The 22,872-nt window shown below is 58.7% G+C and carries 26 protein-coding genes, 1 tRNA gene and 1 pseudogene; 21 read left to right on the forward strand and 7 right to left on the reverse strand.

Translation table 11 applies throughout. The annotated features are described in order from the left end of the window. Positions 1-47: 47 nt before the first annotated feature. The 3 genes from QNH97_RS10335 to QNH97_RS10345 form a co-directional block, all read right to left on the reverse strand. The gene (locus QNH97_RS10335; RefSeq protein ID WP_283556713.1) at positions 48-737 is read right to left on the reverse strand and encodes an endonuclease; all 690 of its coding nucleotides are present in this window, start codon (positions 735-737) and stop codon (positions 48-50) included. Between the two features lie 5 nt (positions 738-742). Next, entirely contained in the window at positions 743-991 is a 249-nt protein-coding gene (locus QNH97_RS10340; RefSeq protein ID WP_283556714.1) for a DUF1654 domain-containing protein, read from the reverse strand. A 212-nt stretch (positions 992-1,203) separates the two neighbouring features. Further along, positions 1,204-2,292, reverse strand: coding sequence for an asparaginase (locus QNH97_RS10345; protein ID WP_283556715.1), 1,089 nt, complete (start codon positions 2,290-2,292; stop codon positions 1,204-1,206). 317 nt (positions 2,293-2,609) lie between these two features. On the opposite strand from QNH97_RS10345, the gene QNH97_RS10350 reads away from it, so the two are divergent. From QNH97_RS10350 to QNH97_RS10385, 8 genes are all read left to right on the forward strand, one after another. Continuing rightward, a complete protein-coding gene (locus QNH97_RS10350; protein WP_283556716.1) occupies positions 2,610-3,059 on the forward strand; it encodes a hypothetical protein in 450 nt (149 codons plus the stop codon). Between the two features lie 135 nt (positions 3,060-3,194). Then, on the forward strand, positions 3,195-4,151 hold the full coding sequence (locus QNH97_RS10355) for a sugar ABC transporter substrate-binding protein (RefSeq protein ID WP_283556717.1): 957 nt from the start codon (positions 3,195-3,197) through the stop codon (positions 4,149-4,151). A 57-nt stretch (positions 4,152-4,208) separates the two neighbouring features. Further along, positions 4,209-5,762: a sugar ABC transporter ATP-binding protein gene (locus QNH97_RS10360; protein ID WP_283556718.1), complete on the forward strand. Its 1,554-nt coding sequence runs from the start codon at positions 4,209-4,211 to the stop codon at positions 5,760-5,762. After that, complete coding sequence (locus tag QNH97_RS10365) at positions 5,759-6,736, forward strand: ABC transporter permease (protein ID WP_025212914.1); 978 nt, start codon at positions 5,759-5,761, stop codon at positions 6,734-6,736. The genes QNH97_RS10360 and QNH97_RS10365 overlap by 4 nt, the downstream gene beginning before the upstream one ends. A gap of 3 nt (positions 6,737-6,739) precedes the next feature. Further along, complete coding sequence (locus tag QNH97_RS10370) at positions 6,740-7,759, forward strand: LacI family DNA-binding transcriptional regulator (protein WP_283556719.1); 1,020 nt, start codon at positions 6,740-6,742, stop codon at positions 7,757-7,759. A 23-nt stretch (positions 7,760-7,782) separates the two neighbouring features. Beyond that, positions 7,783-8,697: a ribokinase gene (gene rbsK, locus QNH97_RS10375; protein ID WP_283556720.1), complete on the forward strand. Its 915-nt coding sequence runs from the start codon at positions 7,783-7,785 to the stop codon at positions 8,695-8,697. Beyond that, positions 8,694-9,098, forward strand: coding sequence for a D-ribose pyranase (gene rbsD, locus QNH97_RS10380; protein ID WP_283556721.1), 405 nt, complete (start codon positions 8,694-8,696; stop codon positions 9,096-9,098). Before rbsK ends, rbsD begins: the two co-directional genes overlap by 4 nt. A gap of 29 nt (positions 9,099-9,127) precedes the next feature. Further along, complete coding sequence (locus QNH97_RS10385) at positions 9,128-10,156, forward strand: nucleoside hydrolase (RefSeq protein ID WP_283556722.1); 1,029 nt, start codon at positions 9,128-9,130, stop codon at positions 10,154-10,156. Between the two features lie 37 nt (positions 10,157-10,193). On the opposite strand, the gene QNH97_RS10390 is transcribed toward QNH97_RS10385, so the two are convergent. Further along, on the reverse strand, positions 10,194-10,391 hold the full coding sequence (locus tag QNH97_RS10390) for a hypothetical protein (protein WP_283556723.1): 198 nt from the start codon (positions 10,389-10,391) through the stop codon (positions 10,194-10,196). A 130-nt stretch (positions 10,392-10,521) separates the two neighbouring features. On the opposite strand from QNH97_RS10390, the gene QNH97_RS10395 reads away from it, so the two are divergent. Further along, on the forward strand, positions 10,522-10,827 hold the full coding sequence (locus QNH97_RS10395) for a hypothetical protein (RefSeq protein WP_283556724.1): 306 nt from the start codon (positions 10,522-10,524) through the stop codon (positions 10,825-10,827). Positions 10,828-10,996: 169 nt separating this feature from the next. After that, entirely contained in the window at positions 10,997-11,314 is a 318-nt protein-coding gene (locus QNH97_RS10400) for an I78 family peptidase inhibitor (RefSeq protein ID WP_283556725.1), read from the forward strand. Between the two features lie 66 nt (positions 11,315-11,380). On the opposite strand, the gene QNH97_RS10405 is transcribed toward QNH97_RS10400, so the two are convergent. Together QNH97_RS10405 and QNH97_RS10410 are read right to left on the reverse strand one after the other, a co-directional pair. Further along, a complete protein-coding gene (locus QNH97_RS10405) occupies positions 11,381-11,593 on the reverse strand; it encodes a cold-shock protein (protein ID WP_007905882.1) in 213 nt (70 codons plus the stop codon). 288 nt (positions 11,594-11,881) lie between these two features. Further along, positions 11,882-12,187, reverse strand: coding sequence for a hypothetical protein (locus tag QNH97_RS10410; RefSeq protein ID WP_283556726.1), 306 nt, complete (start codon positions 12,185-12,187; stop codon positions 11,882-11,884). Positions 12,188-12,560: 373 nt separating this feature from the next. Between QNH97_RS10410 and thrS the strand changes: the two genes are divergently transcribed. The 10 genes and pseudogenes from thrS to QNH97_RS10460 all read left to right on the forward strand — a co-directional run. Then, positions 12,561-14,483, forward strand: coding sequence for a threonine--tRNA ligase (thrS, locus tag QNH97_RS10415; protein WP_014337550.1), 1,923 nt, complete (start codon positions 12,561-12,563; stop codon positions 14,481-14,483). Beyond that, positions 14,483-15,034, forward strand: coding sequence for a translation initiation factor IF-3 (gene infC, locus QNH97_RS10420; RefSeq protein WP_283557457.1), 552 nt, complete (start codon positions 14,483-14,485; stop codon positions 15,032-15,034). Before thrS ends, infC begins: the two co-directional genes overlap by 1 nt. 60 nt (positions 15,035-15,094) lie before the next feature. Further along, entirely contained in the window at positions 15,095-15,289 is a 195-nt protein-coding gene (rpmI, locus tag QNH97_RS10425; protein WP_002553160.1) for a 50S ribosomal protein L35, read from the forward strand. A gap of 30 nt (positions 15,290-15,319) precedes the next feature. Beyond that, the gene (rplT, locus tag QNH97_RS10430; protein ID WP_002553161.1) at positions 15,320-15,676 is read left to right on the forward strand and encodes a 50S ribosomal protein L20; all 357 of its coding nucleotides are present in this window, start codon (positions 15,320-15,322) and stop codon (positions 15,674-15,676) included. Positions 15,677-15,785: 109 nt separating this feature from the next. Further along, complete coding sequence (gene pheS, locus QNH97_RS10435; RefSeq protein ID WP_283556727.1) at positions 15,786-16,802, forward strand: phenylalanine--tRNA ligase subunit alpha; 1,017 nt, start codon at positions 15,786-15,788, stop codon at positions 16,800-16,802. Between the two features lie 36 nt (positions 16,803-16,838). After that, positions 16,839-19,217 carry a phenylalanine--tRNA ligase subunit beta gene (gene pheT, locus QNH97_RS10440; protein WP_283556728.1) on the forward strand — a complete coding sequence of 793 codons (2,379 nt, stop codon included), beginning with the start codon at positions 16,839-16,841 and terminating at the stop codon, positions 19,215-19,217. Positions 19,218-19,220: 3 nt separating this feature from the next. Next, complete coding sequence (ihfA, locus tag QNH97_RS10445; protein ID WP_002553164.1) at positions 19,221-19,523, forward strand: integration host factor subunit alpha; 303 nt, start codon at positions 19,221-19,223, stop codon at positions 19,521-19,523. Then, positions 19,504-19,860, forward strand: a complete 357-nt coding sequence (locus QNH97_RS10450; protein ID WP_003179985.1) for a MerR family transcriptional regulator — start codon at positions 19,504-19,506, stop codon at positions 19,858-19,860. Before ihfA ends, QNH97_RS10450 begins: the two co-directional genes overlap by 20 nt. 90 nt (positions 19,861-19,950) lie before the next feature. Next, positions 19,951-20,027: transfer RNA gene (locus QNH97_RS10455), tRNA-Pro, on the forward strand. A 277-nt stretch (positions 20,028-20,304) separates the two neighbouring features. Beyond that, a pseudogene (locus QNH97_RS10460) lies at positions 20,305-20,426 on the forward strand (IS3 family transposase); the annotation flags it as partial. Between the two features lie 45 nt (positions 20,427-20,471). Here QNH97_RS10460 and QNH97_RS10465 read toward each other — a convergent pair. Continuing rightward, positions 20,472-21,392 carry a LysR substrate-binding domain-containing protein gene (locus tag QNH97_RS10465; RefSeq protein ID WP_283556729.1) on the reverse strand — a complete coding sequence of 307 codons (921 nt, stop codon included), beginning with the start codon at positions 21,390-21,392 and terminating at the stop codon, positions 20,472-20,474. 228 nt (positions 21,393-21,620) lie between these two features. On the opposite strand from QNH97_RS10465, the gene QNH97_RS10470 reads away from it, so the two are divergent. After that, positions 21,621-22,868: a sarcosine oxidase subunit beta family protein gene (locus QNH97_RS10470; RefSeq protein WP_283556730.1), complete on the forward strand. Its 1,248-nt coding sequence runs from the start codon at positions 21,621-21,623 to the stop codon at positions 22,866-22,868. The last annotated feature ends 4 nt before the right edge of the window (positions 22,869-22,872 follow it).

Raw genomic sequence — 22,872 nt, forward strand, 5'->3', positions numbered from 1 at the left:
GGGGGTTTATGGGTCGTATGTCCGGGACCATTTGTATTCCCATTCAATCACCCGCAGGTCTTCATATCGACCGGGCCTACAAACTCATTTCCACGCCCCATGACGCACGCCACGCTCTGGTTGCGCTGACGCTCCCAGACCTGAACCGGGTAGGTCTTGTCCCAGGCTTCATACAAGCGCCGATCCTGTTTCGAGAGGCGCAGCCCGTACTGCTTGCTCATGTAGAAATACGTCCGGGCGATCATTCCCCGGATCGAAGGGCGGGGCATGACCTTCTTGGCCTTGAAATCCACCTGGGTCAGGCAAGAGCCGTACTGGCCCGTTTGCACCGGCAGCCAGCCAAAGCTGAAATTGCTGCGATCGCCATTCACTTCGCCGATGCTGGGCACCAGATTGTGCAGGTCGGCCTCGGCCCGTTGATAGATCGGATCATGGCGGGTGCAGTTTTTGCGCCCCCCTTGTTGCCAACATTGGCGCTGATGACCGATCTGCCACGCCGGGACAATATGCTCCCACTCGATGCGGGCGGCGCGCTTGGCATTCTTGCGGGGTACATAGCCGCAGGCGGCCAGGTCCACGCGATTGCCGGTGTATTTGCAGCCACAGTAGAACTCGGTGGATTGCGGGGCATAGAGTTTCCAGGCGACTTTCTTGGCTTCGTTGAAGGTGCGGGGAGCGCCGGCCTGTGCTCCCAGTGCGACGAAGACGAGCAATAAAGCAACACAACGTACGATCATCTGGCTCAATCTTCCTTCGGCACAACCCAGAAAACCTGCACGCCACCATCGTCGCGATAGGCGAGGGTCACATTGTCGTTTTCGTCGATTTCTTCCAGGAGGCGCTCCCACTCATCCACCGGTTCGTCGGGAAGGCGGAAGATCAGGGCGGCCTTGGCCTTTTGGGCGGTGGGTGCATTGATGATTTTAGAGACCCGAAGGCCCAGTCGTGTATAGGAATCTAAAGGGGCAGTTGCAGCGGAGGGCGTGGCCACAGGATTATCCTTATTAAGCTGTACGTGTATACAGTATTTAACCGTAGGGATTTACGCAACTGCTTAAAATTCAAGAAAATCGTCTGACAGCGCTTTTTCTATTTTGATGTAGGAGAAATGATTTTTTTATTGAGCGATGAAAACAGGGAGCCACCCGCTCAAGTAAGCGGGGGACGAAGAGGCGCCCGACCGGAGTCGGTCGGGCGAGGCGATCAATATTCCCAGAACATCCGCTGCAACTCTTTGCTGTCCTGGGTCTTGGTCAGGGCAACCATGGCCAGGATACGGGCCTTTTGGGGATTCAGGTCATGGGCTACGACCCAGTCGTATTTGTCGTCAGGCTGTTCGGCGTTGCGCAGTACGAAGCCACCGGCATTGGCGTGGGAAGAGCGAATGATCTGCACACCGTCCTTGCGCAAGGCTTGCAGGGACGGCACGACGCGCGACGACACCGAGCCGTTACCGGTCCCGGCATGAATGATCGCCTTGGCGCCGGACTGCGCCAGTGCCTTGTAGGCTGTGTCGCTGACATTGCCGTAGGAATAGGCGATTTCTACGTCTGGCAGGCTCTTGATGGTCTTGATATCGAACTCCGAGTCCATGGTGTGTCGTTTGGCCGGTAGGCGAAACCAGTAGGACTTGCCTTCGATCACCATGCCCAGCGCGCCCCAAGGGCTTTTGAAGGCTTCGGTCTTGAGGTTGATCATCTTGCTGACATCGCGACCCGATTGGATTTCATCGTTCATGGTCACCAGGACACCTTTGCCGCGTGCTTCCCGGCTGCTGGCGACCGCCACCGCGTTGTACAGGTTGAGCATGCCATCCGCTGACATTGCGGTACCGGGACGCATCGAGCCGACAACGATGATCGGTTTCTCGGTTTTTTCCACCAGGTTCAGGAAGTACGCGGTTTCCTCAAGGGTGTCAGTACCGTGGGTGATGACGATGCCATCCACGTCCTTGCTGTCGGCCAGTTCGGCGACCCGGCGACCCAGTTGCAGCAGGTTGTCGTTGGTGATGCTCTCCGACGCGATTTGCATGACCTGTTCGCCGCGCACATTGGCCAGTCGGCTGAGCTCCGGTACGCCGGCAATCAACTGTTCGATACCGACCTTGGCCGCCTGATACGTGGCGCTGTTGGCCGAGCTCGCACCGGCTCCGGCAATGGTGCCGCCGGTGGCGAGGATGACGACGTTGGAGAGTTTCTGTTCAGCCTGGGCTTCTTTTGCCTGGAGGGGGAAGGGAGTGAGCAGCAGCAGGGCCAAAGCGCCCGGAATAAGAGTCTTGAACGCAGATGTCATTATTTTTCTCTCTAGTCATGATGGAGTTCATCTAGATGCACCGGGCAGACCTGATTGCCGGGTGCATACCTGTGAGAGCAGGATCTGTACCAGAGCTGGGATGGCGGATGATGCTTTTTAATGTGTTGATTTATAACGATATGTATTCGGATGCGGCGTCACCCTGAACAAACACCGCACGGGTTTCCGAATGTTGTGGTGTTTAGTGTTCGGATCTCCGAAAGATTCGTGGGGGGCATGGATGATTGCGCGGCGGCTAAAGAAACTGCCCCGGCGGACGATGTCCTTTGTAGGAATCCCATTCATGGAGTTTTGATATGTCGTTTTCTGTCGGCTTCGCCAATGCGGCAGCCGTGACCATCGGCGGTAAATCTGCAGCCACTCTCAAGGCTTTGAGTGAGGCGGGCACCGAGGCAGCCGATGAAGCCTTGGGCGAAACGCAAGCGTCCGGCAAAGTCCGCACCGGCATGGCGCCTGTAGCGAAGGACGAAGCGCAGGAGAGCGGCGGCAGCACCCAGAGCGTTGCCATCCAGGTGTTGCTCAAGCGCATGCAAGAGCTTCAGCAACAGCTTCGGGAACAGCAGCAGCAATTGGCCGTTGCGCAGACACGCGCCTATCCGACACCGGAGTCCAAGACCGCAGCGGTCATGGCGGTTCAGGGCCAGATTGCCGACACCAGTGGCGCGTTACTGGAGGTCACTGGCCACCTGGTCACAGAACTGGCGAAGGGCTCAAGTTCCGGCTCGGTGGTCAACACCACGGCCTGACCCTTCGAACGTTGCGGGTGAAACCGCACCGTTGACAAATCCGCGAAGCCTTACCATAGTTCACTTCACGCAAACGTTTGCGCGGCGTTCCGTGCATTGATTTGCTCACAATAATCATAAGATCGGAGTGAACCCATGAAGTTGCCATTCGCTGGACGCCTTCTCGCTGTTGCCATGCTCGCGGCCGCATCCGCTGCGCTGCCTATTTCCTCGGCATTCGCCCAGACCGCAGAAAAACCCAAGGTCGCCCTGGTCATGAAATCCCTGGCCAACGAATTCTTCCTGACCATGGAGGACGGCGCCAAGGCTTATCAAAAGGAACACTCCGCCGATTTCGACCTGATCTCCAACGGGATCAAGGATGAAACCGACACCGCCAACCAGATTCGCATCGTCGAGCAGATGATCGTGTCCAAGGTCGACGCCCTCATCATCGCGCCCGCCGATTCCAAGGCCATGGTGCCGGTGATCAAGAAAGCCGTCGACGCCGGCATCACCGTGATCAACATCGATAACCAACTCGACCCGGCCGTGGTCAAGAGCAAGAACATCACCGTGCCGTTCGTAGGCCCGGATAACCGCAAGGGCGCGCGACTGGTGGGTGAGTACCTGGCCAAGCAGCTCAAGGCCGGTGACGAAGTCGGCATCATCGAAGGTGTCTCCACCACCACCAACGCCCAGGCGCGGACTGCCGGCTTCAAGGATGCAATGGAAGCGGCGCAGATCAAGGTCGTCTCCCTGCAATCGGGCGACTGGGAAATCAACAAGGGCAACCAGGTTGCCGCGTCGATGCTCAGCGAATACCCGAACATCAAGGCCCTGCTGGCCGGTAACGACAGCATGGCAGTTGGCGCGGTCTCGGCCGTGCGGGCGGCGGGCAAGGCGGGCAAGGTGCAGGTGGTCGGCTACGACAACATCAATGCGATCAAGCCCATGCTCAAGGACGGTCGTGTCCTGGCGACGGCTGACCAGTTTGCCGCCAAACAAGCGGTATTCGGCATCGAGACTGCGCTGAAAATCCTCAAGAAAGAAAAAGTCGACAACGGTGCCAACGGCGTTATCGAAACTCCGGTCGAGCTGGTGACCAAGTAGTTATCCTGGCGACACAACGGTGCTCGCCCATCCGGGCGAGCGCATGGAGAGTTTTTTATGTCCGTTTTCGACCCGAACGCTGTCCTGTCTGTCAGCGGCATCGGCAAGACCTATGCCCAGCCGGTACTGACCGGCATCGACCTGACGTTGATGCGCGGTGAAGTGCTGGCGCTGACCGGCGAAAATGGTGCCGGCAAAAGCACGCTGTCCAAGATCATCGGTGGGTTGGTGACGCCGACGACCGGACAGATGCAATTTCAAGGACAGGATTACCGTCCCGGCAGCCGTACCCAAGCTGAAGAGCTGGGCGTGCGCATGGTGATGCAAGAGCTCAACCTGTTGCCGACCCTTTCCGTGGCCGAGAACCTGTTTCTCGACAACCTGCCCAGCCACGGTGGCTGGATCAGCCGCAAGCAATTGCGCAAGGCGGCGATAGAGGCCATGGCCCAGGTGGGGCTCGATGCGATTGATCCTGACACCCTGGTGGGTGAACTGGGCATCGGTCATCAGCAGATGGTCGAGATCGCCCGCAACCTGATCGGCGATTGTCATGTGCTGATTCTCGACGAGCCGACGGCCATGCTGACGGCCCGCGAAGTCGAGATGCTCTTCGAACAGATCACCCGCCTGCAGGCTCGGGGCGTGTCGATCATCTACATTTCCCATCGCCTCGAAGAATTGGCACGGGTAGCCCAACGCATTGCGGTACTGCGCGACGGCAACCTGGTCTGCGTCGAGCCGATGGCCAACTACAACAGCGAGCAACTGGTGACGCTGATGGTCGGCCGGGAGCTGGGCGAGCACATCGACCTTGGCCCGCGCCAGATCGGCGCGCCGGCCCTGACCGTTAAAGGACTGAGCCGCTCTGACAAGGTCCGCGATGTGTCCTTCGAAGTGCGCAGCGGTGAGATCTTTGGCATCTCTGGCCTGATCGGGGCAGGGCGCACCGAACTGTTGCGGCTGATCTTTGGCGCCGATGCGGCCGACAGTGGCACCGTGGCGCTGGGCTCGCCGGCCAAGGTCGTGAGCATTCGCTCCCCGGCCGATGCGGTGGCCCACGGCATCGCGTTGATTACCGAGGACCGCAAGGGCGAAGGCCTGCTGCTGACCCAATCCATCGCGGCCAACATTGCCCTGGGCAATATGCCGGAGATTTCCAGCGCCGGTTTTGTCGACGGCGGCCAAGAGCATGCGTTGGCGAAGCGGCAGATCGACGCCATGCGCATCCGCAGTTCCAGCCCGACACAATTGGTGTCCGAGCTGTCGGGCGGCAATCAGCAGAAAGTCGTGATCGGCCGCTGGCTCGAGCGCGATTGCTCGGTACTGCTGTTCGACGAGCCGACCCGTGGCATCGACGTCGGCGCCAAATTCGACATTTATGCGCTGCTCGGTGAGTTGACTCGCCAGGGCAGGGCGCTGGTCGTGGTGTCCAGTGACCTGCGGGAATTGATGTTGATCTGTGACCGGATCGGCGTGCTGTCCGCCGGACGCCTGATCGACACCTTCGAGCGCGACACCTGGACCCAGGATGACTTGCTTGCCGCCGCATTCGCCGGCTACCAGAAACGTGATGCGTTGCTCAACGAAGCAGCGCCTAGGGATCTTTCATGAAAACCGCATCTGCCGTCGCTAAATCGAATGGCAACTTCTATGGCCTGGGCACCTACCTGGGTTTGGCCGGCGCGCTGCTGGCGATGGTTGCGCTGTTCTCGGTCCTGAGCAGCCATTTCCTGTCCTATGACACCTTCAGCACCTTGGCCAACCAGATCCCGGATCTCATGGTGCTGGCGGTCGGCATGACGTTCATCCTGATCATTGGCGGCATCGATCTGTCGGTGGGCTCGGTGCTGGCGCTTGCGGCATCGACCGTAAGCGTTGCCATTCTCGGCTGGGGCTGGAGCGTCTGGCCGTCGGCCTTGCTCGGCATGGCCGTGGCGGCGCTGGCCGGTACCGTCACCGGTTCGATTACCGTGGCGTGGCGGATTCCCTCGTTCATCGTTTCCCTCGGCGTGCTGGAAATGGCCCGGGGCCTGGCGTACCAGATGACGGGCTCGCGGACGGCCTACATCGGCGATTCCTTCGCCTGGTTGTCCAATCCGATCGCCTTCGGCATTTCGCCTTCGTTCATCATTGCCCTGCTGGTGATCTTCATTGCCCAGGCGGTGTTGACCCGTACGGTGTTTGGCCGCTACCTGATCGGCATCGGCACCAATGAAGAAGCTGTGCGTCTGGCCGGTATCAACCCAAAGCCCTACAAGATCCTGGTCTTCAGTCTGATGGGGTTGCTGGCCGGTGTGGCGGCGCTGTTCCAGATATCCCGCCTGGAGGCGGCGGATCCGAACGCCGGCTCGGGGCTCGAACTGCAGGTCATCGCGGCCGTGGTGATCGGCGGCACCAGCCTGATGGGCGGGCGCGGTTCGGTCATTAGCACCTTCTTTGGCGTGCTGATCATCTCCGTGCTGGCGGCCGGCCTGGCGCAGATCGGCGCCACCGAGCCGACCAAGCGCATCATTACCGGCGCGGTGATCGTGGTGGCGGTCGTACTCGATACCTATCGCAGCCAGCGCGCCAGTCGGCGGGCCTGAACCATGGCGACGATCAAGGATGTGGCGGCGCTCGCGGGGATTTCCTACACGACCGTGTCCCATGTGGTGAACAAGACGCGCCCGGTGAGCGAAGAAGTGCGGCTCAAGGTCGAGGCTGCGATCAAGCGCCTGGACTACGTGCCCAGCGCCGTGGCTCGTTCGCTCAAGGCCAAGACCACGGCGACCATCGGCCTGTTGGTGCCCAACAGCCTCAACCCCTATTTTGCCGAGTTGGCCCGGGGGATCGAGGATCATTGTGAGCGCAACGGCTATTGCGTGATCCTGTGCAACTCCGACGACAACCCGGACAAGCAGCGCAGTTATCTGCGAGTGCTGCTGGAAAAACGCATCGACGGCCTGATCGTTGCGTCCGCCGGTGGCGACGTCGGCCTGGCCGAGGGGTTGGCCAATGTGCGCACGCCCATGGTCATCGTCGACCGCGGGCTCGACGGCGTTGATGCGGACCTGGTGCGCATCGACCATGAGTACGGCGCGTACCTGGCGACCCGGCACCTACTGGAGCTGGGGCACCGTGATATCGCCTTTATCGGTGGCCCGGCCGACACCAGCGTGGCGCAAATGCGCTTGGCCGGTTATTGCCGCGCGCTGAAAGAGGCGGGGATCGAATTGCCCGTCGAGCGCATGCTTGAAAGTGATTTCACCAGTACCGGCGGTTACCGCGCAGCCGCGCAACTGCTTGAGCATCAGCCGCCCAGCGCCATTTTTGCCGCCAACGACATGATTGGCATCGGTGTGCTACGGGCCGCCGCCGAGCGCAATGTGCGCGTGCCCAGCGAACTGTCGGTCATTGGTTTTGATGACATTCAAATGAGCCGTTATGTCTACCCGGCGTTGACCACGGTGGGACAATCGATCCTGCAACTGGGCGAGATGGCGGCCCAAGTGCTGCTGCGGCGTATTGCTACGCCGGGGCTTGCCACCGACCAGCGCATCGTGACGCCCAGTATCGTCTTGCGAGAGTCGACTGCGCCGCTCTCCGGTGCATTCGCCCAATACCGCTGAACCGAATTGAAGAGTAGTGACGTATGCCAGCAAAAGTAGTGGTAGTAGGCAGCCTGAACATGGACTTGGTGACCCGGGCGTCACGTCTGCCCCGGGGCGGTGAAACGCTGATCGGCAAGTCGTTCTCCACCATCCCGGGGGGCAAGGGCGCCAACCAGGCAGTGGCCGCCGCACGCCTGGGTGCGCAGGTGTCCATGGTCGGCTGCGTGGGCAATGATGCCTATGGCCAGCAATTGCGCGGTGCGTTGCTGGCCGAGGGCATCGATTGCCAGGCGGTCGGCATCGTGGACGACTCCAGCGGTGTGGCGTTGATCGTTGTCGATGACAACAGCCAGAATGCGATCGTTATCGTCGCCGGTGCCAACGGTGCGCTCACTCCTGACGTGTTGGACAGTGTCGATGAGGTGCTGCAAAGCGCCGATGTCATCATCTGTCAGCTCGAAGTGCCGGACGCCACCGTTGGCCATGCCCTCAAGCGAGGCCGTGAGCTGGGCAAGATCGTGATCCTGAACCCGGCGCCGGCCTCCCGGGTGTTGCCGGCCGATTGGTACGCCTGCGTCGACTATCTGATCCCCAATGAAAGCGAGGCGGCGACCCTGAGCGGGCTGACGGTTGATTCCCTGGAGACTGCCGAAGCCGCCGCGACGCACTTGATCGCGGCGGGTGCCGGCAAGGTGATCGTGACCTTGGGCGCCCAGGGACTGATATTCGCCAACGGCTCGAGCTTCGAGCACTTTCCGGCCCCGCGGGTCAAGGCGGTGGACACCACGGCGGCGGGGGACACCTTTGTCGGCGGTTTCGCGGCCGCCCTGGCCAGTGGTCAAAATGAGGTCGACGCGATTCGTTTCGGTCAGGTCGCCGCCGCCTTGTCGGTTACCCGTGCGGGGGCGCAGCCCTCCATTCCCACCTTGCTTGAAGTACAGGCTTTCAAATCATGAAAAAGACGCCGTTGTTGAACGTGGCACTGTCGCGACTGATCGCCTCCCTCGGCCATGGCGACAAAGTGGTCATCGGTGATGCTGGCCTGCCGGTACCGCCCCAGGTCGAGTTGATCGACCTGGCCCTGACCCATGGCATTCCCGATTTTGTCAGCACCTTGAAGGTGGTGCTCAGCGAAATGCAGGTGGAAAGCCATGTGCTGGCTGAGGAAATTTTCGATAAACAACCGGCGGCCCTGACGACGCTGGAAGCGCTGCATGCCGAAGGGGCGCTCGGGGCGCGGGAGCTGGTCAGCCATGAACAGTTCAAGATGCTTAGCCGTGACGCCCGGGCGATTATTCGCACCGGAGAGTGCTCGCCGTACTGCAACATTGTGTTAATCGCTGGAGTCACCTTCTAACCCTGTCAACCTTGCACAAGGAGTGCGCCATGCACCGCTATGCTCAGAAAATGCATCAACTGTTCCGGAGTCTGCTGCTTTTGTCATTGATCACCGCTACAAGCGCCCAGGCGGCGGAAAAAATCGACCTGATCATCGACACCGATCCAGGGGCCGATGACGTGGTTGCCTTGCTGTTTGCCCTGGCATCCCCTGAAGAGCTGCATATCCGCGCGCTCACCACCGTTGCTGGAAATGTGCGCCTGGACAAGACCTCCCGCAATGCTCGCCTGGCGCGGGAATGGGCCGGGCGCGAAGAGGTGCCGGTGTACGCCGGGGCGCCGAAACCGCTGATGCGCACGCCCATCTATGCCGAAAACATCCATGGCAAGGAAGGCCTGTCGGGTGTCACCGTGCACGAGCCGAAAAAGGGGCTGGCCGAGGGCAATGCCGTCAACTACCTGATTGACACGCTCAAGGCTGCCAAGCCCCACAGCATCACCATTGCCATGCTCGGTCCGCAGACCAACCTGGCCCTGGCGCTGATCCAGGAGCCTGAGATTGCCCAGGGCATCAAGGAAGTGGTGATCATGGGCGGTGCGCACTTCAACGGTGGCAATATCACGCCGGTGGCGGAATTCAATCTGTTCGCCGATCCCCAAGCGGCCGAGGTCGTCGCCAAAAGCGGCCTGAAACTGACGTATCTGCCCTTGGACGTGACCCATAAGATCCTCACCAGCGAGGCGCGCCTGAAGCAGATCGCCGCCCTGAACAACAACGCCAGCAAACTGGTGGGCGATATTCTCAACGAATACGTCAAGGGCGATATGGAGCACTACGGCATGACGGGCGGGCCGGTGCATGATGCGACAGTGATCGCTTACCTGCTCAAGCCGCAATTGTTTACCGGGCGTTCGGTCAATGTCGTCGTGGACAGTCGCGAGGGCCCGACTTTCGGCCAGACTATCGTTGATTGGTACGACGGCCTGAAAGCTCCAAAAAATGCTTTCTGGGTGGAAAACGGCGATGCCCAGGGCTTCTTTGACCTGCTGACCGAGCGTCTGGCGCGTCTCAAGTAATCGCCTTGCCGCGCTCGCAGGCTGGTCTGCGGGCGCTTCAATCCACAGCGTCAACGATGCTTGGATATCGTTCGAATGCCTGCTGGATGAAGTTGCGGGCGACCTCCGTCCCCAGCTCTTTCACCAACAGTTCTATACCGATGATTGCCAGTTCCTCCGGGCTGCCCGGGCTATAGGAGCTGTGACCCTCCGACCATTTGGCATTGATGGTGGCTTCGATGCTGACGGTGCTCATGGTAGGGCTCGCGAGTTGGAGGTCTGTAGGTTGAGTTAACCATTTTTGCCTCGGGTTTGGCACTGCGACTTAGGCATCAGGGGGAGGGCTGTGCGACACTTGTTTCTTTGAATTCTGAAGGAGCCCTGCCGTGCAGATCGATTTGAACGCGCCTGATGGGCTCACCCTCGAAGCGGTTCGTCAGTTGCTGGCTTCTGCCAGTGATGACGAGCACACCCAGTTGCGGGTGACCAGGGAGGGGATCGCCTATTTATCATCGGGCGTGGTGGGCGGCGTCGACATCGACGGCTTGCTGTTTCGTCTCGAGACGTGGGCCAAAGGTTCGGGGTACGTCGGACGGGTCGCTGCCAGTGACGAGGTCTGGGTCATGCAGATCTACAATGCGCTTAAAGAAAACTGGCCGAATCCGCCTTTTGATTACATTGACGTTTACTGACTGTTGTTCATATTCAGTCACGATTCATGTCTGACCGCGGCTGTCATGCTCAGGCAAACTGCCATTTTTCCGGACGAAGGCAGGCCGATAGCCATGGTGTTGAAACCTGGCGCCGTTTGGGCTGTCGCACGCTCTCTGTTTATTTTATTTATCGAAAAAAGGAGGCTTCATGCCTTGGAAGCTCGCGTCATTGAGTACTTTGCTGGTCACCGCGTTCTTGAGCGGTTGCAGCAGCGGCCCTTCTGAGTCGACCCCTGACCCTGTGGCAACCGAGACCGGTAGTGGTCGTTGCGAAGCCAAGGCCGCCGAGTTCGCCATTGGCAAGCAGGCCTCTCCGCAACTGTTGGAGCAAGCTCGCGCCCGTGCCGGCGCGCAGAACGCCCGGATCCTCAAGCCCAACGATATGGTGACGCTGGAGTACCGCTCTGATCGCCTGAATCTCAGCACCGATGCCAACCTGGTGGTCAATCGGGTGAACTGCGGCTGATCATGGGTTTCAATCGTCCATAAAAAACCCCGTCACATGGACGGGGTTTTTTAGTGCGGCAGAAAATTACTCTGCGCGGACTTGTGCAGCTTGCATACCCTTTTGGCCTTTCTCAGCCACGAAGGAAACGGTCTGGCCTTCTTTCAGGCTTTTGAAACCGTCGCTTTCGATAGCTTTGAAGTGTACGAACAGGTCGTCACCGCCACCTTGAGGAGTGATGAAGCCGAAGCCTTTTTCATCGTTGAACCATTTAACGGTGCCGGTTTGGCGATTAGACATGGTGTATCTCCAAGAAACATATATTTTCAGTGTACTGTGCTGCTCAGGCCAACTGGGCACACCCGGGTATCATAGTCGAAATGTTCGATTTGGGAGCCCCCCGGACGCACTGTTTGCCAATCAGTCGTGTTTTCTTTACCCGCTTGTCCCGCTGGAAGGCCCGGTTTTAAAGGCTTTCAGCCGAACGTAAAGACGATAAAAAAAGCTGTAGAACCTGCAAAAATTGTTTGAAAAAGCCCTTTTCAGGGGCTTTTCAGGGGGTGCAACGGCGGCAATCGCCTCGGCCCATCACTGTTTTTTAGCGTCGGGGTTGGCCTTGCACGCGGAGATTTGAGTCAGCGCCTTTCGCTGCAGATCCTCGCTTGCCTTATTGTCCATCAGGGCCTGGATGTCCTTGGCTGGGTAGGACTTGATTGCATCGGCGCCACAAGCGCAATGGGCTTTGGCCGCCGCCGCGCCGATCTGGGGCGTCGCCGCCTGGGTGCACTGGGCCATGTATTTGTCGCGCTCACCCTTGGGCCAGTCGGCGTGGGCGGTCAGCGGAAGCAGCAGGGCAAGGGGGGCGACTACGGCGAAAAATGTATTCAGACGCATGCGAAGATGCTCCTTTCGGGTCAATGTCTTGTTATCTGAGGCGTTGCGCTCGCTTCAGTTCAGCACTCTGGCATAAAAAGCCTGGATTTACGCGCGCTTGAATCCGGATGCGGCGATGACCGTTCATCCGTGCTAGCATGCCGGGCTCGGGTATTTTCAGGCTTCCCAGGACGACACGTCCCGGCAGCGGCAAATGTTCGAATAACCCTGATTTGAATCCCAGTCACTCTGGTTCGGTTTCCCCGGTTGGCCGCAAGGCTCCTGCCGCTGTAAGGCAGGCGTTCGTCATTGAATGGCCTGGACTGGATCTTGTACTGGCTCATCCCAACCCACGTGACCTTTGGTAGGGGTCACCACTAGGAGAGGAGGCGCCATGCCAACTATTACTCTTCCCGACGGCAGTCAACGTTCATTCGATCACCCGGTTTCCGTAGCCGAGGTCGCCGCATCCATCGGCGCGGGGCTGGCCAAGGCCACCCTGGCCGGCAAGGTCAACGGTAAATTGGTCGACGCCAGTGACGTCATCGACAGCGACGCCACGCTGCAAATCATCACGCCCAAGGATGAAGAGGGGCTGGAGATCATTCGCCACTCTTGCGCGCACCTGGTCGGCCACGCCGTCAAGCAACTGTACCCGAGCGCGAAGATGGTCATCGGGCCGGTCATTGATGAAGGCTTCTATTACGACATCGCCTTCGAGCGGCCTTTCACGCCGGACGACATGGCCGCCATCGAACAGCGCATGCAGCAGCTGATCGAGAAAGATTACGACGTCATCAAGAAAGTCACCCCGCGCGCCGAAGTCATCGAAGTGTTCAAGGCCCGTGGCGAAGACTACAAGCTGCGTCTGGTGGAAGACATGCCGGACGAGCAGGCCATGGGCCTGTATTACCACGAAGAATACGTCGACATGTGCCGTGGCCCGCACGTGCCGAACACGCGTTTCCTGAAATCCTTCAAGCTGACCAAGCTGTCCGGCGCCTACTGGCGTGGCGATGCCAAGAACGAGCAGCTGCAGCGCGTCTATGGCACTGCCTGGGCCGACAAGAAGCAACTGGCGGCCTACATCCAGCGGATCGAGGAAGCCGAGAAGCGCGATCACCGCAAGATCGGCAAGCGCCTGGGCCTGTTCCACACCCAGGAAGAGTCCCCGGGCATGGTGTTCTGGCACCCGAACGGCTGGACCCTGTACCAGGTGCTCGAGCAGTACATGCGCCAGGTCCAGCGTGAAAACGGCTACCTCGAGATCAAGACGCCGCAAGTGGTGGACCGCAGCCTGTGGGAGAAATCCGGGCACTGGGCCAACTACGCCGACAACATGTTCACCACCCAGTCGGAAAACCGCGACTACGCCATCAAGCCGATGAACTGCCCTTGCCACGTGCAGGTGTTCAACCAGGGCCTGAAAAGCTACCGCGAGCTGCCGATGCGCCTGGCCGAGTTCGGTGCCTGCCACCGCAACGAGCCTTCGGGTGCGCTGCACGGCATCATGCGCGTGCGTGCGTTTACCCAGGACGATGCGCACATTTTCTGTACCGAAGAGCAGATGCAGGCCGAATCCGCCGCCTTCATCAAGCTGACCATGGACGTCTATCGCGACTTCGGCTTCACCGAAGTCGAAATGAAGCTGTCCACTCGTCCGGAAAAGCGTGTTGGCTCCGACGAGCTGTGGGATCGCGCCGAAGCAGCCCTGGCCGCTGCCCTTGATAGCGCGGGCCTTGCGTACGACCTGCAGCCGGGCGAGGGGGCTTTCTACGGTCCGAAGATTGAATTCTCGCTGAAAGATTGCCTCGGTCGCGTGTGGCAATGTGGTACCTTGCAGCTCGATTTCAACCTGCCGATCCGTCTGGGCGCCGAATACGTGTCCGAAGACAACAGCCGCAAGCACCCGGTCATGCTTCACCGCGCGATCCTCGGTTCCTTCGAGCGTTTCGTCGGGATCCTGATCGAACACTACGAGGGTGCGTTCCCCGCGTGGCTGGCACCGACCCAGGCAGTGATCATGAATATCACTGATAAACAGGCAGATTTTGCCGCCGAAGTCGAAAAAACTCTCAATCAAAGCGGATTTCGTGCCAAGTCCGACTTGAGAAATGAAAAGATCGGCTTTAAAATCCGCGAGCATACTTTGCTCAAGGTTCCCTTTCTCTTGGTTATCGGAGATCGGGAGGTCGAGATGCAGACTGTCGCTGTGCGTACTCGTGAAGGTGCTGACCTGGGCTCGATGCCCGTCGCCGAATTTGCTGAGTTTCTCGCGCAAGCGGTTTCCCGGCGTGGTCGCCCAGATTTGGAGTAATTACTATTAAGCGTGAAATGAGACAAGATAAACGAGCTGCACCGAAAGCCCCGATCAACGAGAATATCTCGGCACGCGAGGTTCGGTTAATTGGGGCTGAGGGTGAGCAGCTTGGGATTGTGTCAATTGAAGACGCGCTTCTTAAGGCTGAAGAAGCCAAGCTCGATTTGGTGGAGATTTCCGCCGATGCTGTACCTCCTGTCTGCAAGCTGATGGACTACGGCAAATCGATCTTCGAGAAGAAGAAGCAGGTTGCCGCAGCCAAGAAGAACCAGAAGCAGATCCAGGTTAAAGAAATCAAGTTTCGTCCAGGGACGGAGGAAGGGGATTACCAGGTAAAACTGCGCAACCTGGTACGTTTCCTGAGTGATGGGGACAGGGCCAAGGTATCCTTGCGATTCCGCGGCCGTGAGATGGCCCACCAGGAGCTGGGGATGGAACTCCTCAAGCGGGTTGAACAAGACCTGCTCGAGTACGGTTCGGTCGAACAGCATCCTAAGATGGAAGGACGCCAGCTGATCATGGTCATCGCCCCGAAAAAGAAGAAGTAATCAACAGGGCACGGCAGGCCTTGCGATTATGTTTATCAACTGAATGCGGAGTATCCGAACATGCCAAAGATGAAAACCAAAAGTGGTGCTGCTAAGCGGTTTCTGAAAACTGCTAACGGTATCAAGCACAAGCACGCTTTCAAGAGCCACATCCTGACCAAAATGTCGACCAAGCGTAAGCGTCAACTGCGCGGTAGCAGCTTGCTGCATCCGTCTGACGTGGCAAAAGTCGAGCGCATGCTGCGCCTTCGTTAATTTTTGGATCTGGAATAGAGGAAGTAACTCATGGCTCGTGTAAAGCGTGGCGTCATTGCCCGTAAGCGTCACAAAAAAATTCTGAAACTTGCTAAAGGCTACTACGGCGCGCGTTCCCGCGTATTCCGTGTTGCCAAGCAAGCGGTAATCAAGGCAGGCCAATACGCCTACCGTGACCGTCGTCAGAAAAAACGTCAGTTCCGCGCTCTGTGGATCGCTCGTATCAATGCTGGTGCTCGTGTTAACGGTCTGTCCTACAGCCGTTTCATCGCTGGCCTGAAAAAAGCGTCCATCGAGATCGACCGTAAGGTTCTGGCTGATCTGGCAGTGAACGAAAAAGCGGCGTTTGCTGCGATTGTCGAGAAAGCTAAAGCCACCTTGGCTTAAGTACCCCCGACAGTCACCAGGGCCCACCTCTGTGGGCTCGGGTGTTAAACGTCATAAATAGGGGAAGAGCCTTAAAGCTCTTCCCCTATTTTGTATCTGGAGTCTGTACATGGAAAACCTGGATGCGCTGGTCGCTCAAGCACTAGAGGCTGTGCAAAGCGCTGAAGATATCAATGCCCTGGAGCAAATCCGGGTTCTGTACCTTGGCAAGAAGGGCGAGTTGACCCAGGTGATGAAGACCCTGGGGAACCTGCCGGCCGAGGAGCGTCCGAAAGTCGGGGCGCTGATCAACGATGCCAAGGAACGTGTCACAGAAGTCCTGAATGCGCGCAAGGCGTTGTTCGAGGAGGCGGATCTGGCTGCCAAACTCGCCGCCGAGTCCATTGACGTGACCCTGCCTGGCCGTGGCCAGACTTCCGGCGGCCTGCATCCGGTTACCCGGACGCTGGAGCGCATCGAGCAGTTCTTCACCCACATCGGCTACGGCATTGCCGAAGGCCCTGAGGTCGAAGACGACTATCACAACTTCGAGGCGCTCAACATCCCAGGCCATCACCCGGCCCGGTCGATGCACGACACCTTCTATTTCAATGCGAACATGCTGTTGCGCACCCATACCTCGCCGGTACAGGTCCGCACCATGGAATCGCAACAGCCGCCGATCCGCATCGTCTGCCCAGGCCGTGTGTACCGTAGCGACTCCGATATTACCCACTCGCCGATGTTCCACCAGGTCGAAGGCCTGCTGGTTGATCGCGACATCAATTTCGCCGACCTGAAAGGCACGATCGAAGAGTTCCTGCGGGTGTTCTTCGAAAAAGAACTGGCGGTGCGTTTCCGCCCTTCGTACTTCCCATTCACCGAGCCATCCGCTGAAGTCGACATGGAATGCGTGATGTGCAGCGGTAAAGGCTGCCGCGTCTGCAAGCAGACGGGCTGGCTGGAAGTCATGGGCTGCGGCATGGTTCACCCGAACGTGCTGCGTATGTCCGGGATCGATCCGGAAGAATTCTCGGGTTTTGCTTTCGGCATGGGCGTCGAGCGCCTGGCCATGCTGCGTTACGGTGTGAATGACTTGCGCCTGTTCTTCGACAACGACTTGCGGTTCCTTGCGCAATTTCGCTAGGTCGCAGGCCCGTAACGAATCTATTAGGAGAGCAGGATGAAATTCAGTGAACAATGGCTGCGCGGCTGGGTAAGCCCGCAGGTAAGCCGGGACGAGCTGGTTGCTCGCCTGTCGATGGCCGGACTTGAGGTCGATAGCGTAACGCTGGCCGCTGGTGAATTCAGTGGTGTGGTGGTGGGCGAGGTGCTGAGCACCGAGCAGCACCCGGATGCCGATAAGTTGCGGGTGTGCCAGGTCAGCAATGGCGCGGAGACCTTCCAGGTGGTCTGCGGCGCACCCAACGTGCGCCCGGGCCTGAAGATCCCGTTCGCCATGATCGGTGCCGAGCTGCCGGGCGACTTCAAGATCAAGAAAGCCAAGCTGCGTGGCGTCGAGTCCAATGGCATGTTGTGCTCCCAGGCCGAACTGCAGGTCGGCGAAGGCAACGATGGCCTGATGGAGCTGCCGGCTGATGCGCCGGTGGGCCAGGACATCCGTGAGTACCTGGGCCTGGACGATGCGAGCATCGAGGTCGACCTGACGCCGAACCGTGGCGACTGCTTGTCCCTGGCTGGTCTGGCCCGTGAGGTTGGCGCGCTGTATGCCGCTGCCGTGACGCGTCCTGTGGTCGCGACCGTGCCGGCTGTGCATGATGAAGTGCGTTCGGTGGAAGTCCTCGCTCCGGCCGCGTGCCCGCGCTACCTGGGCCGCGTGATCCGTAACGTCGATTTGTCGAAGCCGACGCCGCTGTGGATGGTCGAACGCCTGCGCCGCGCCGACGTGCGCAGCATCGACGCCGCCGTCGACATCACCAACTATGTAATGCTGGAGCTGGGTCAACCACTGCATGCGTTCGATCTCGCCGAAATCAACGGCGGCATCCGCGTGCGCATGGCCGAGGAGGGCGAGAAGCTGGTCCTGCTCGACGGCCAGGAAGTGGCCCTGCGCAGCGATACGCTGGTAATCGCCGACCACTCCCGGGCACTGGCGATTGCCGGCGTGATGGGGGGCGAGCACAGCGGTGTCTCCACCACGACCCGCGATGTCTTCCTTGAAAGCGCGTTCTTCGACCAGATTGCGGTCGCTGGCAAGGCCCGCTCCTATGGCCTGCACACCGATGCTTCGCACCGTTACGAGCGTGGCGTGGACTGGCAACTGGCCCGTGAAGCCATGGAGCGCGCTACTGGCCTGCTGCTGGACATCACAGGCGGCGAAGCCGGCCCGATCATCGAAACCGTCAGCGAACAGCATCTGCCGAAGATTGCACCCATTACCCTGCGTGCCCAGCGCATCACCCAGATGCTGGGCATGGAAATGGATGCCGCCGAAGTCGAGCGCCTGCTCAGTGCCCTTGGCCTGGGGATCAGCGCTGACGGAGCAGGGCAATGGCGTGTCGAAGTGCCAAGTCATCGCTTCGACATCAGCCTGGAAGTCGACCTGATCGAAGAGCTGGCCCGCCTGTACGGCTACAACCGCCTGCCGGTTCGCTACCCGCAAGCTCGCCTGGCCCCACAGGCCAAGGCTGAAGCCCGTAGCGACCTGCCGGAACTGCGCCGCCTGCTGGTGGCCCGTGGGTATCAGGAAGCGATCACCTACAGCTTCATCGATCCGCGCCAGTTCGAGCTGTTCAACCCAGGTGTCGCGCCGCTGTTGCTGGCCAACCCGATCTCCAATGACATGGCGGCCATGCGCTCGTCCCTGTGGCCGGGCCTGGTCAAGTCGCTGCAGCACAACCTGAACCGTCAGCAGGATCGCGTGCGTCTGTTCGAGAGCGGCCTGCGCTTCGTCGGTCAACTGGACGGCTTGAAGCAAGAGCCGATGCTCGCCGGTGTTGTCTGCGGCAGCCGCCTGCCGGAAGGCTGGGCACAAGGTCGCGATGTCGTCGATTTCTTCGACGTCAAGGCTGACGTGGAAGCGGTGCTCGGCTTCGCCGGTGCGCTCGACGCGTTCACTTTCGTGCCGGGCAAGCATCCAGCGCTGCACCCAGGACAGACCGCGCGGATCGAGCGAGACGGGCGTGAAGTCGGTTATGTTGGTGCCATTCACCCTGAATTGTCGAAAACCCTGGGCCTTGATCGTCCGGTCTTCGTTTTCGAGCTGGTTCTGGCTGAAGTCGCCCTGGGAAAAATGCCGAAATTCCAGGAGTTATCGCGCTTTCCTGAAGTGCGTCGAGACCTTGCGTTGCTCGCTGATCGCGACGTTGCATCCAGCGCTGTGCTGGACGTAATCCGTGAAAATGCAGGCGAATGGCTCACGGACCTCAGGCTATTTGACGTGTATCAGGGTAAAGGCATTGATCCGCATAGAAAAAGCCTTGCAGTCGGCTTGACCTGGCAGCATCCATCGCGCACTCTTAATGACGATGAGGTGAATACCGCAACGCAAAACATCCTCACCTCGCTCGAAAACAGGTTGAACGCCACGTTAAGGAAGTGACGTATGGGGGCTCTGACGAAAGCTGAGATGGCGGAACGTCTGTATGAGGAGTTGGGCCTGAATAAACGGGAGGCCAAAGAATTGGTCGAACTGTTTTTTGAAGAAATCAGGCACGCTCTGGAAGACAACGAGCAGGTCAAATTGTCCGGTTTCGGCAATTTCGACCTTCGGGACAAACGCCAGCGGCCTGGCCGCAATCCGAAAACGGGAGAAGAAATCCCGATCACGGCTCGCCGTGTGGTCACCTTTCGTCCAGGGCAGAAGTTGAAGGCCCGAGTTGAGGCTTATGCTGGAACCAAGTCATAACGACGAACTACCCGTCATCCCGGGCAAACGCTACTTCACCATCGGTGAAGTCAGCGAGCTGTGTGCGGTAAAACCGCACGTGCTGCGCTATTGGGAGCAGGAGTTTCCTCAACTCAACCCGGTCAAGCGCCGCGGAAACCGCCGGTATTATCAGCGCCAAGACGTGCTGATGATCCGGCAGATCCGCGCGCTGCTGTACGATCAGGGGTTCACCATCGGCGGCGCACGCCTGCGCCTCTCTGGTGATGAAGCCAAAGACGACACAACCCAGTACAAACAAATGATCCGCCAGATGATCGCCGAGCTTGAAGATGTACTGGTGGTGCTCAAGAAATAAAATTTCTGCTTTTAAATCTTCCAGTTTTCAAAAGCTTGCGATATATTCCTGAGCGTTCCGTTGAGAGACGGAACAAGATTCACGCCTAGTCGGGGCGTAGCGCAGTCCGGTAGCGCACTAGCATGGGGTGCTAGGGGTCGAGTGTTCGAATCACTCCGTCCCGACCATATACTTCAATGAGTTAGCCCAATCTTCGCCGGTTGGGCTTTTTCATGTCTGAAAAAATACTCCCACATTTACTCCCACGGATATTCTGGATCTAGGTAGCTTCGTGTGAGCTAGTGTGAGTTCACGCCGCTTTTGGCCCTTTTTCGCGCTGCCTTTGGCACCAATCCTGTCTGATATTTCTCTCCTTTTCTCCGCTTTTTCGCATGTCAGATAGCCTTGCCAAACGCCCTATTTTCGGGCGATTAGGGCGTTTTTCCTCACCCGCTCCGCAGCGATGCACTTAAGCAGATCCGTGAACTGAAACGTACGCTGGGCAAAAAACGATGAAAGCAGAAATCCTCAAAGAGGCCGTGGAGATCGCCCGGTCGCGAAAATGGATTCCGCACTCACACTTGTTGCCCATTCGATCGTAAGGCAGCTTATGGTACATATAATGCGCTTGTTTAGGTGGCCGCTCGCTTGCTACGTTCAGCATCCTCAAGCAACCAGTCACGAAATATCAGGCCTGACTGCGACAGCGGCTTGCTCTTGGAATACACCAGGTGGTCGTCGAAACCCGGCTTATGAGAGTACTCGCTGATGCGCCGAATTTCACCGTTTTGCAACATAGATTCTGTCATATGCACCCATCCCTGGCCTATGCCCATGCCGTGCTGCATCGCATTGATGGCAAGGGTTACCTGGTTGAATAGCTGGGCGTTCTTGGGGATCTCGTACTTCAGGCCAAAATTAGAAAACCAATCGATCCAGGTTGGCCACGGCCAAGTAGACGGGTCCAAATGCACCAGTTTCTGCTCCAATAACTGTTCGGGGGTCAACAGTCCTTTGACCGGATAGTCATGTCGGCAGATTGGATAGATTTCTTCCTCGAACAGATGATGTGTGTGCAGCTGTGTACGCCAGTGCCCGTCACTGTTCAATATGCCCAAGTCAAAGCGGTGGCATGAGGTTTCGGAGATTTCGTTGGTGGCGTAGATGTTGATGGTGATATCCGGGTACTGGATATTAAAGCGCGCGATCCGAGGAAATAGCCAATAGTAGGATACCGACTGCGTACAGGTAACAGTCACACTCTGGTTGTTGGCCCAGTTGCGGATGCGTTTAACGCTGTCTCCCAACTGCTGCAGTATGCCATTCACGTCGCTGTGAAACTCCTTTCCTGCATCTGTTAATAGCAGTGACCGCCCCTCACGGCGAAATAACTCGAATCCCAGACTTTCCTCCAACATGCTTATCTGTTTGCTCACCGCGCTCTGAGTGATGCACAGCTCGTCTGCGGTCTTAGTGAAGTTCTTGTAGCGCGCGGCCGCCTCGAAAAATATCAACGAATTCAAGGGCGGCAAGTGAGGGAAGTTGGTCTTCATCGGGTACCGTCGAGGGCTGTTATTGGCGGGTCATTATGATTCCATAATGGAATCTATCTGTTCCGACAAATCCATTGTGGGTCAAGGGGTGGAACGGCAATATTAGCCCTGAAACCCGGGGTTATCCAGCCGTTGAAAGCGTGACTGGACCATCGGTCAAATCAGCTGACCCATCAAGTGTGGAATGACTACGTTCCCTTGTTCGGGTACTTTCTTCCTGGGAAGGCTATGCACTATTCAGCTTGGCGCTTGTTCAAAGAAGGCTTGTCCAACCATCAGAATTGGCCTGAAACCTGGCCGGACGCCTCTCCCAAGCGTCGTTACGACGTGGTCATCGTCGGTGGTGGGGGGCACGGTCTGGCGACAGCCTATTACTTGGCGAAAAATCATGGTGTGCGCAATGTTGCGGTACTGGAAAAAGGTTACATCGGCGGCGGCAACGCGGGGCGTAACACCACCCTGATCCGCTCCAACTACCTGTGGGGAGAGTCCTCCAAACTCTACGAGCATTCCCTGAAGTTGTGGGAGGGGCTGACCCAAGATATCAACTACAACGTCATGTTCAGCCAGCGCGGCATTTACTCCCTCGGCCACAGCCTACAGGAGATGCGCGACTTGGAACGCCGCGTCAACGCAAACGTCTTGAGCGGAGTAGATGCCGAGATCATCTCCCCAGCCGACTTACGCGATCGTATTCCGTACCTGAACTTGAGCTCTAAGGCCCGCTACCCGATCATGGGTGCGGCCTATCAGGCGCGCGGCGGTACCGCCCGTCACGATGCAGTCGTCTGGGGCTTCGCCCGTGCCGCCGCACAGTATGGCGTCGACATCATCCAGGGCTGCGAAGTACTGGACATCGAGCGCGAGGACGGCGTGGTCAAGGGGGTGCTCACCAGCCGCGGCGAGATCAAGGCCGACAAGGTGGCGTTAGTGGTCGCCGGCCATACCTCGGTCATGGCTCGCAAGGCTGGCGTGCGCTTGCCCATCAGCAGTCACCCATTGCAGGCGTTCGTGTCCGAGCCGATGAAGCCAGTGCTCGACACTGTGGTCATGTCCAACGCCGTGCACGGATACATCAGCCAATCCGACAAGGGTGATCTGGTTATCGGCGCCGGCTTGGACCCCTACAACGGTTACTCGCAGCGCGGCAGCCCACACATCATCGAACACGCCGCCCAGGCCATCATCGAAATGTTCCCGTGCTTCAGTCGCGTACGTATGAATCGCCAGTGGGGTGGCATCGTCGATGTCTCACCGGACTCATGCCCGATCATCAGCAAGACCGAAGTCAGGGGCTTGTACGTCAATGGCGGCTGGGGCACCGGTGGCTTCAAGGCGACCCCAGGCTCGGGCCACGTGTTCGCGCACACCATTGCCCACGATCAACTGCACCCGCTGGCCGAACCCTTCAGCTTGGCGCGTTTCACCAGCGGCCACCTCATCGATGAATACGGCGCAGCCGGTGTCGCTCACTGATCCT

The organism is Pseudomonas sp. G2-4 (genome assembly GCF_030064125.1).
GTDB lineage: Bacteria > Pseudomonadota > Gammaproteobacteria > Pseudomonadales > Pseudomonadaceae > Aquipseudomonas.

Bases quoted from the DNA above. Each gene is read 5' to 3' on its own strand.
- QNH97_RS10335 (WP_283556713.1), bottom strand. From the start codon at position 737: ATGATCGTACGTTGTGTTGCTTTATTGCTCGTCTTCGTCGCACTGGGA.
- QNH97_RS10345 (WP_283556715.1), bottom strand. From the start codon at position 2,292: ATGACATCTGCGTTCAAGACTCTTATTCCGGGCGCTTTGGCCCTGCTG.
- QNH97_RS10350 (WP_283556716.1), top strand. From the start codon at position 2,610: ATGTCGTTTTCTGTCGGCTTCGCCAATGCGGCAGCCGTGACCATCGGC.
- QNH97_RS10355 (WP_283556717.1), top strand. From the start codon at position 3,195: ATGAAGTTGCCATTCGCTGGACGCCTTCTCGCTGTTGCCATGCTCGCG.
- QNH97_RS10360 (WP_283556718.1), top strand. From the start codon at position 4,209: ATGTCCGTTTTCGACCCGAACGCTGTCCTGTCTGTCAGCGGCATCGGC.
- QNH97_RS10365 (WP_025212914.1), top strand. From the start codon at position 5,759: ATGAAAACCGCATCTGCCGTCGCTAAATCGAATGGCAACTTCTATGGC.
- QNH97_RS10370 (WP_283556719.1), top strand. From the start codon at position 6,740: ATGGCGACGATCAAGGATGTGGCGGCGCTCGCGGGGATTTCCTACACG.
- rbsK (WP_283556720.1), top strand. From the start codon at position 7,783: ATGCCAGCAAAAGTAGTGGTAGTAGGCAGCCTGAACATGGACTTGGTG.
- rbsD (WP_283556721.1), top strand. From the start codon at position 8,694: ATGAAAAAGACGCCGTTGTTGAACGTGGCACTGTCGCGACTGATCGCC.
- QNH97_RS10385 (WP_283556722.1), top strand. From the start codon at position 9,128: ATGCACCGCTATGCTCAGAAAATGCATCAACTGTTCCGGAGTCTGCTG.
- QNH97_RS10390 (WP_283556723.1), bottom strand. From the start codon at position 10,391: ATGAGCACCGTCAGCATCGAAGCCACCATCAATGCCAAATGGTCGGAG.
- QNH97_RS10400 (WP_283556725.1), top strand. From the start codon at position 10,997: ATGCCTTGGAAGCTCGCGTCATTGAGTACTTTGCTGGTCACCGCGTTC.
- QNH97_RS10405 (WP_007905882.1), bottom strand. From the start codon at position 11,593: ATGTCTAATCGCCAAACCGGCACCGTTAAATGGTTCAACGATGAAAAA.
- QNH97_RS10410 (WP_283556726.1), bottom strand. From the start codon at position 12,187: ATGCGTCTGAATACATTTTTCGCCGTAGTCGCCCCCCTTGCCCTGCTG.
- thrS (WP_014337550.1), top strand. From the start codon at position 12,561: ATGCCAACTATTACTCTTCCCGACGGCAGTCAACGTTCATTCGATCAC.
- rpmI (WP_002553160.1), top strand. From the start codon at position 15,095: ATGCCAAAGATGAAAACCAAAAGTGGTGCTGCTAAGCGGTTTCTGAAA.
- rplT (WP_002553161.1), top strand. From the start codon at position 15,320: ATGGCTCGTGTAAAGCGTGGCGTCATTGCCCGTAAGCGTCACAAAAAA.
- pheS (WP_283556727.1), top strand. From the start codon at position 15,786: ATGGAAAACCTGGATGCGCTGGTCGCTCAAGCACTAGAGGCTGTGCAA.
- pheT (WP_283556728.1), top strand. From the start codon at position 16,839: ATGAAATTCAGTGAACAATGGCTGCGCGGCTGGGTAAGCCCGCAGGTA.
- ihfA (WP_002553164.1), top strand. From the start codon at position 19,221: ATGGGGGCTCTGACGAAAGCTGAGATGGCGGAACGTCTGTATGAGGAG.
- QNH97_RS10450 (WP_003179985.1), top strand. From the start codon at position 19,504: ATGCTGGAACCAAGTCATAACGACGAACTACCCGTCATCCCGGGCAAA.
- QNH97_RS10465 (WP_283556729.1), bottom strand. From the start codon at position 21,392: ATGAAGACCAACTTCCCTCACTTGCCGCCCTTGAATTCGTTGATATTT.
- QNH97_RS10470 (WP_283556730.1), top strand. From the start codon at position 21,621: ATGCACTATTCAGCTTGGCGCTTGTTCAAAGAAGGCTTGTCCAACCAT.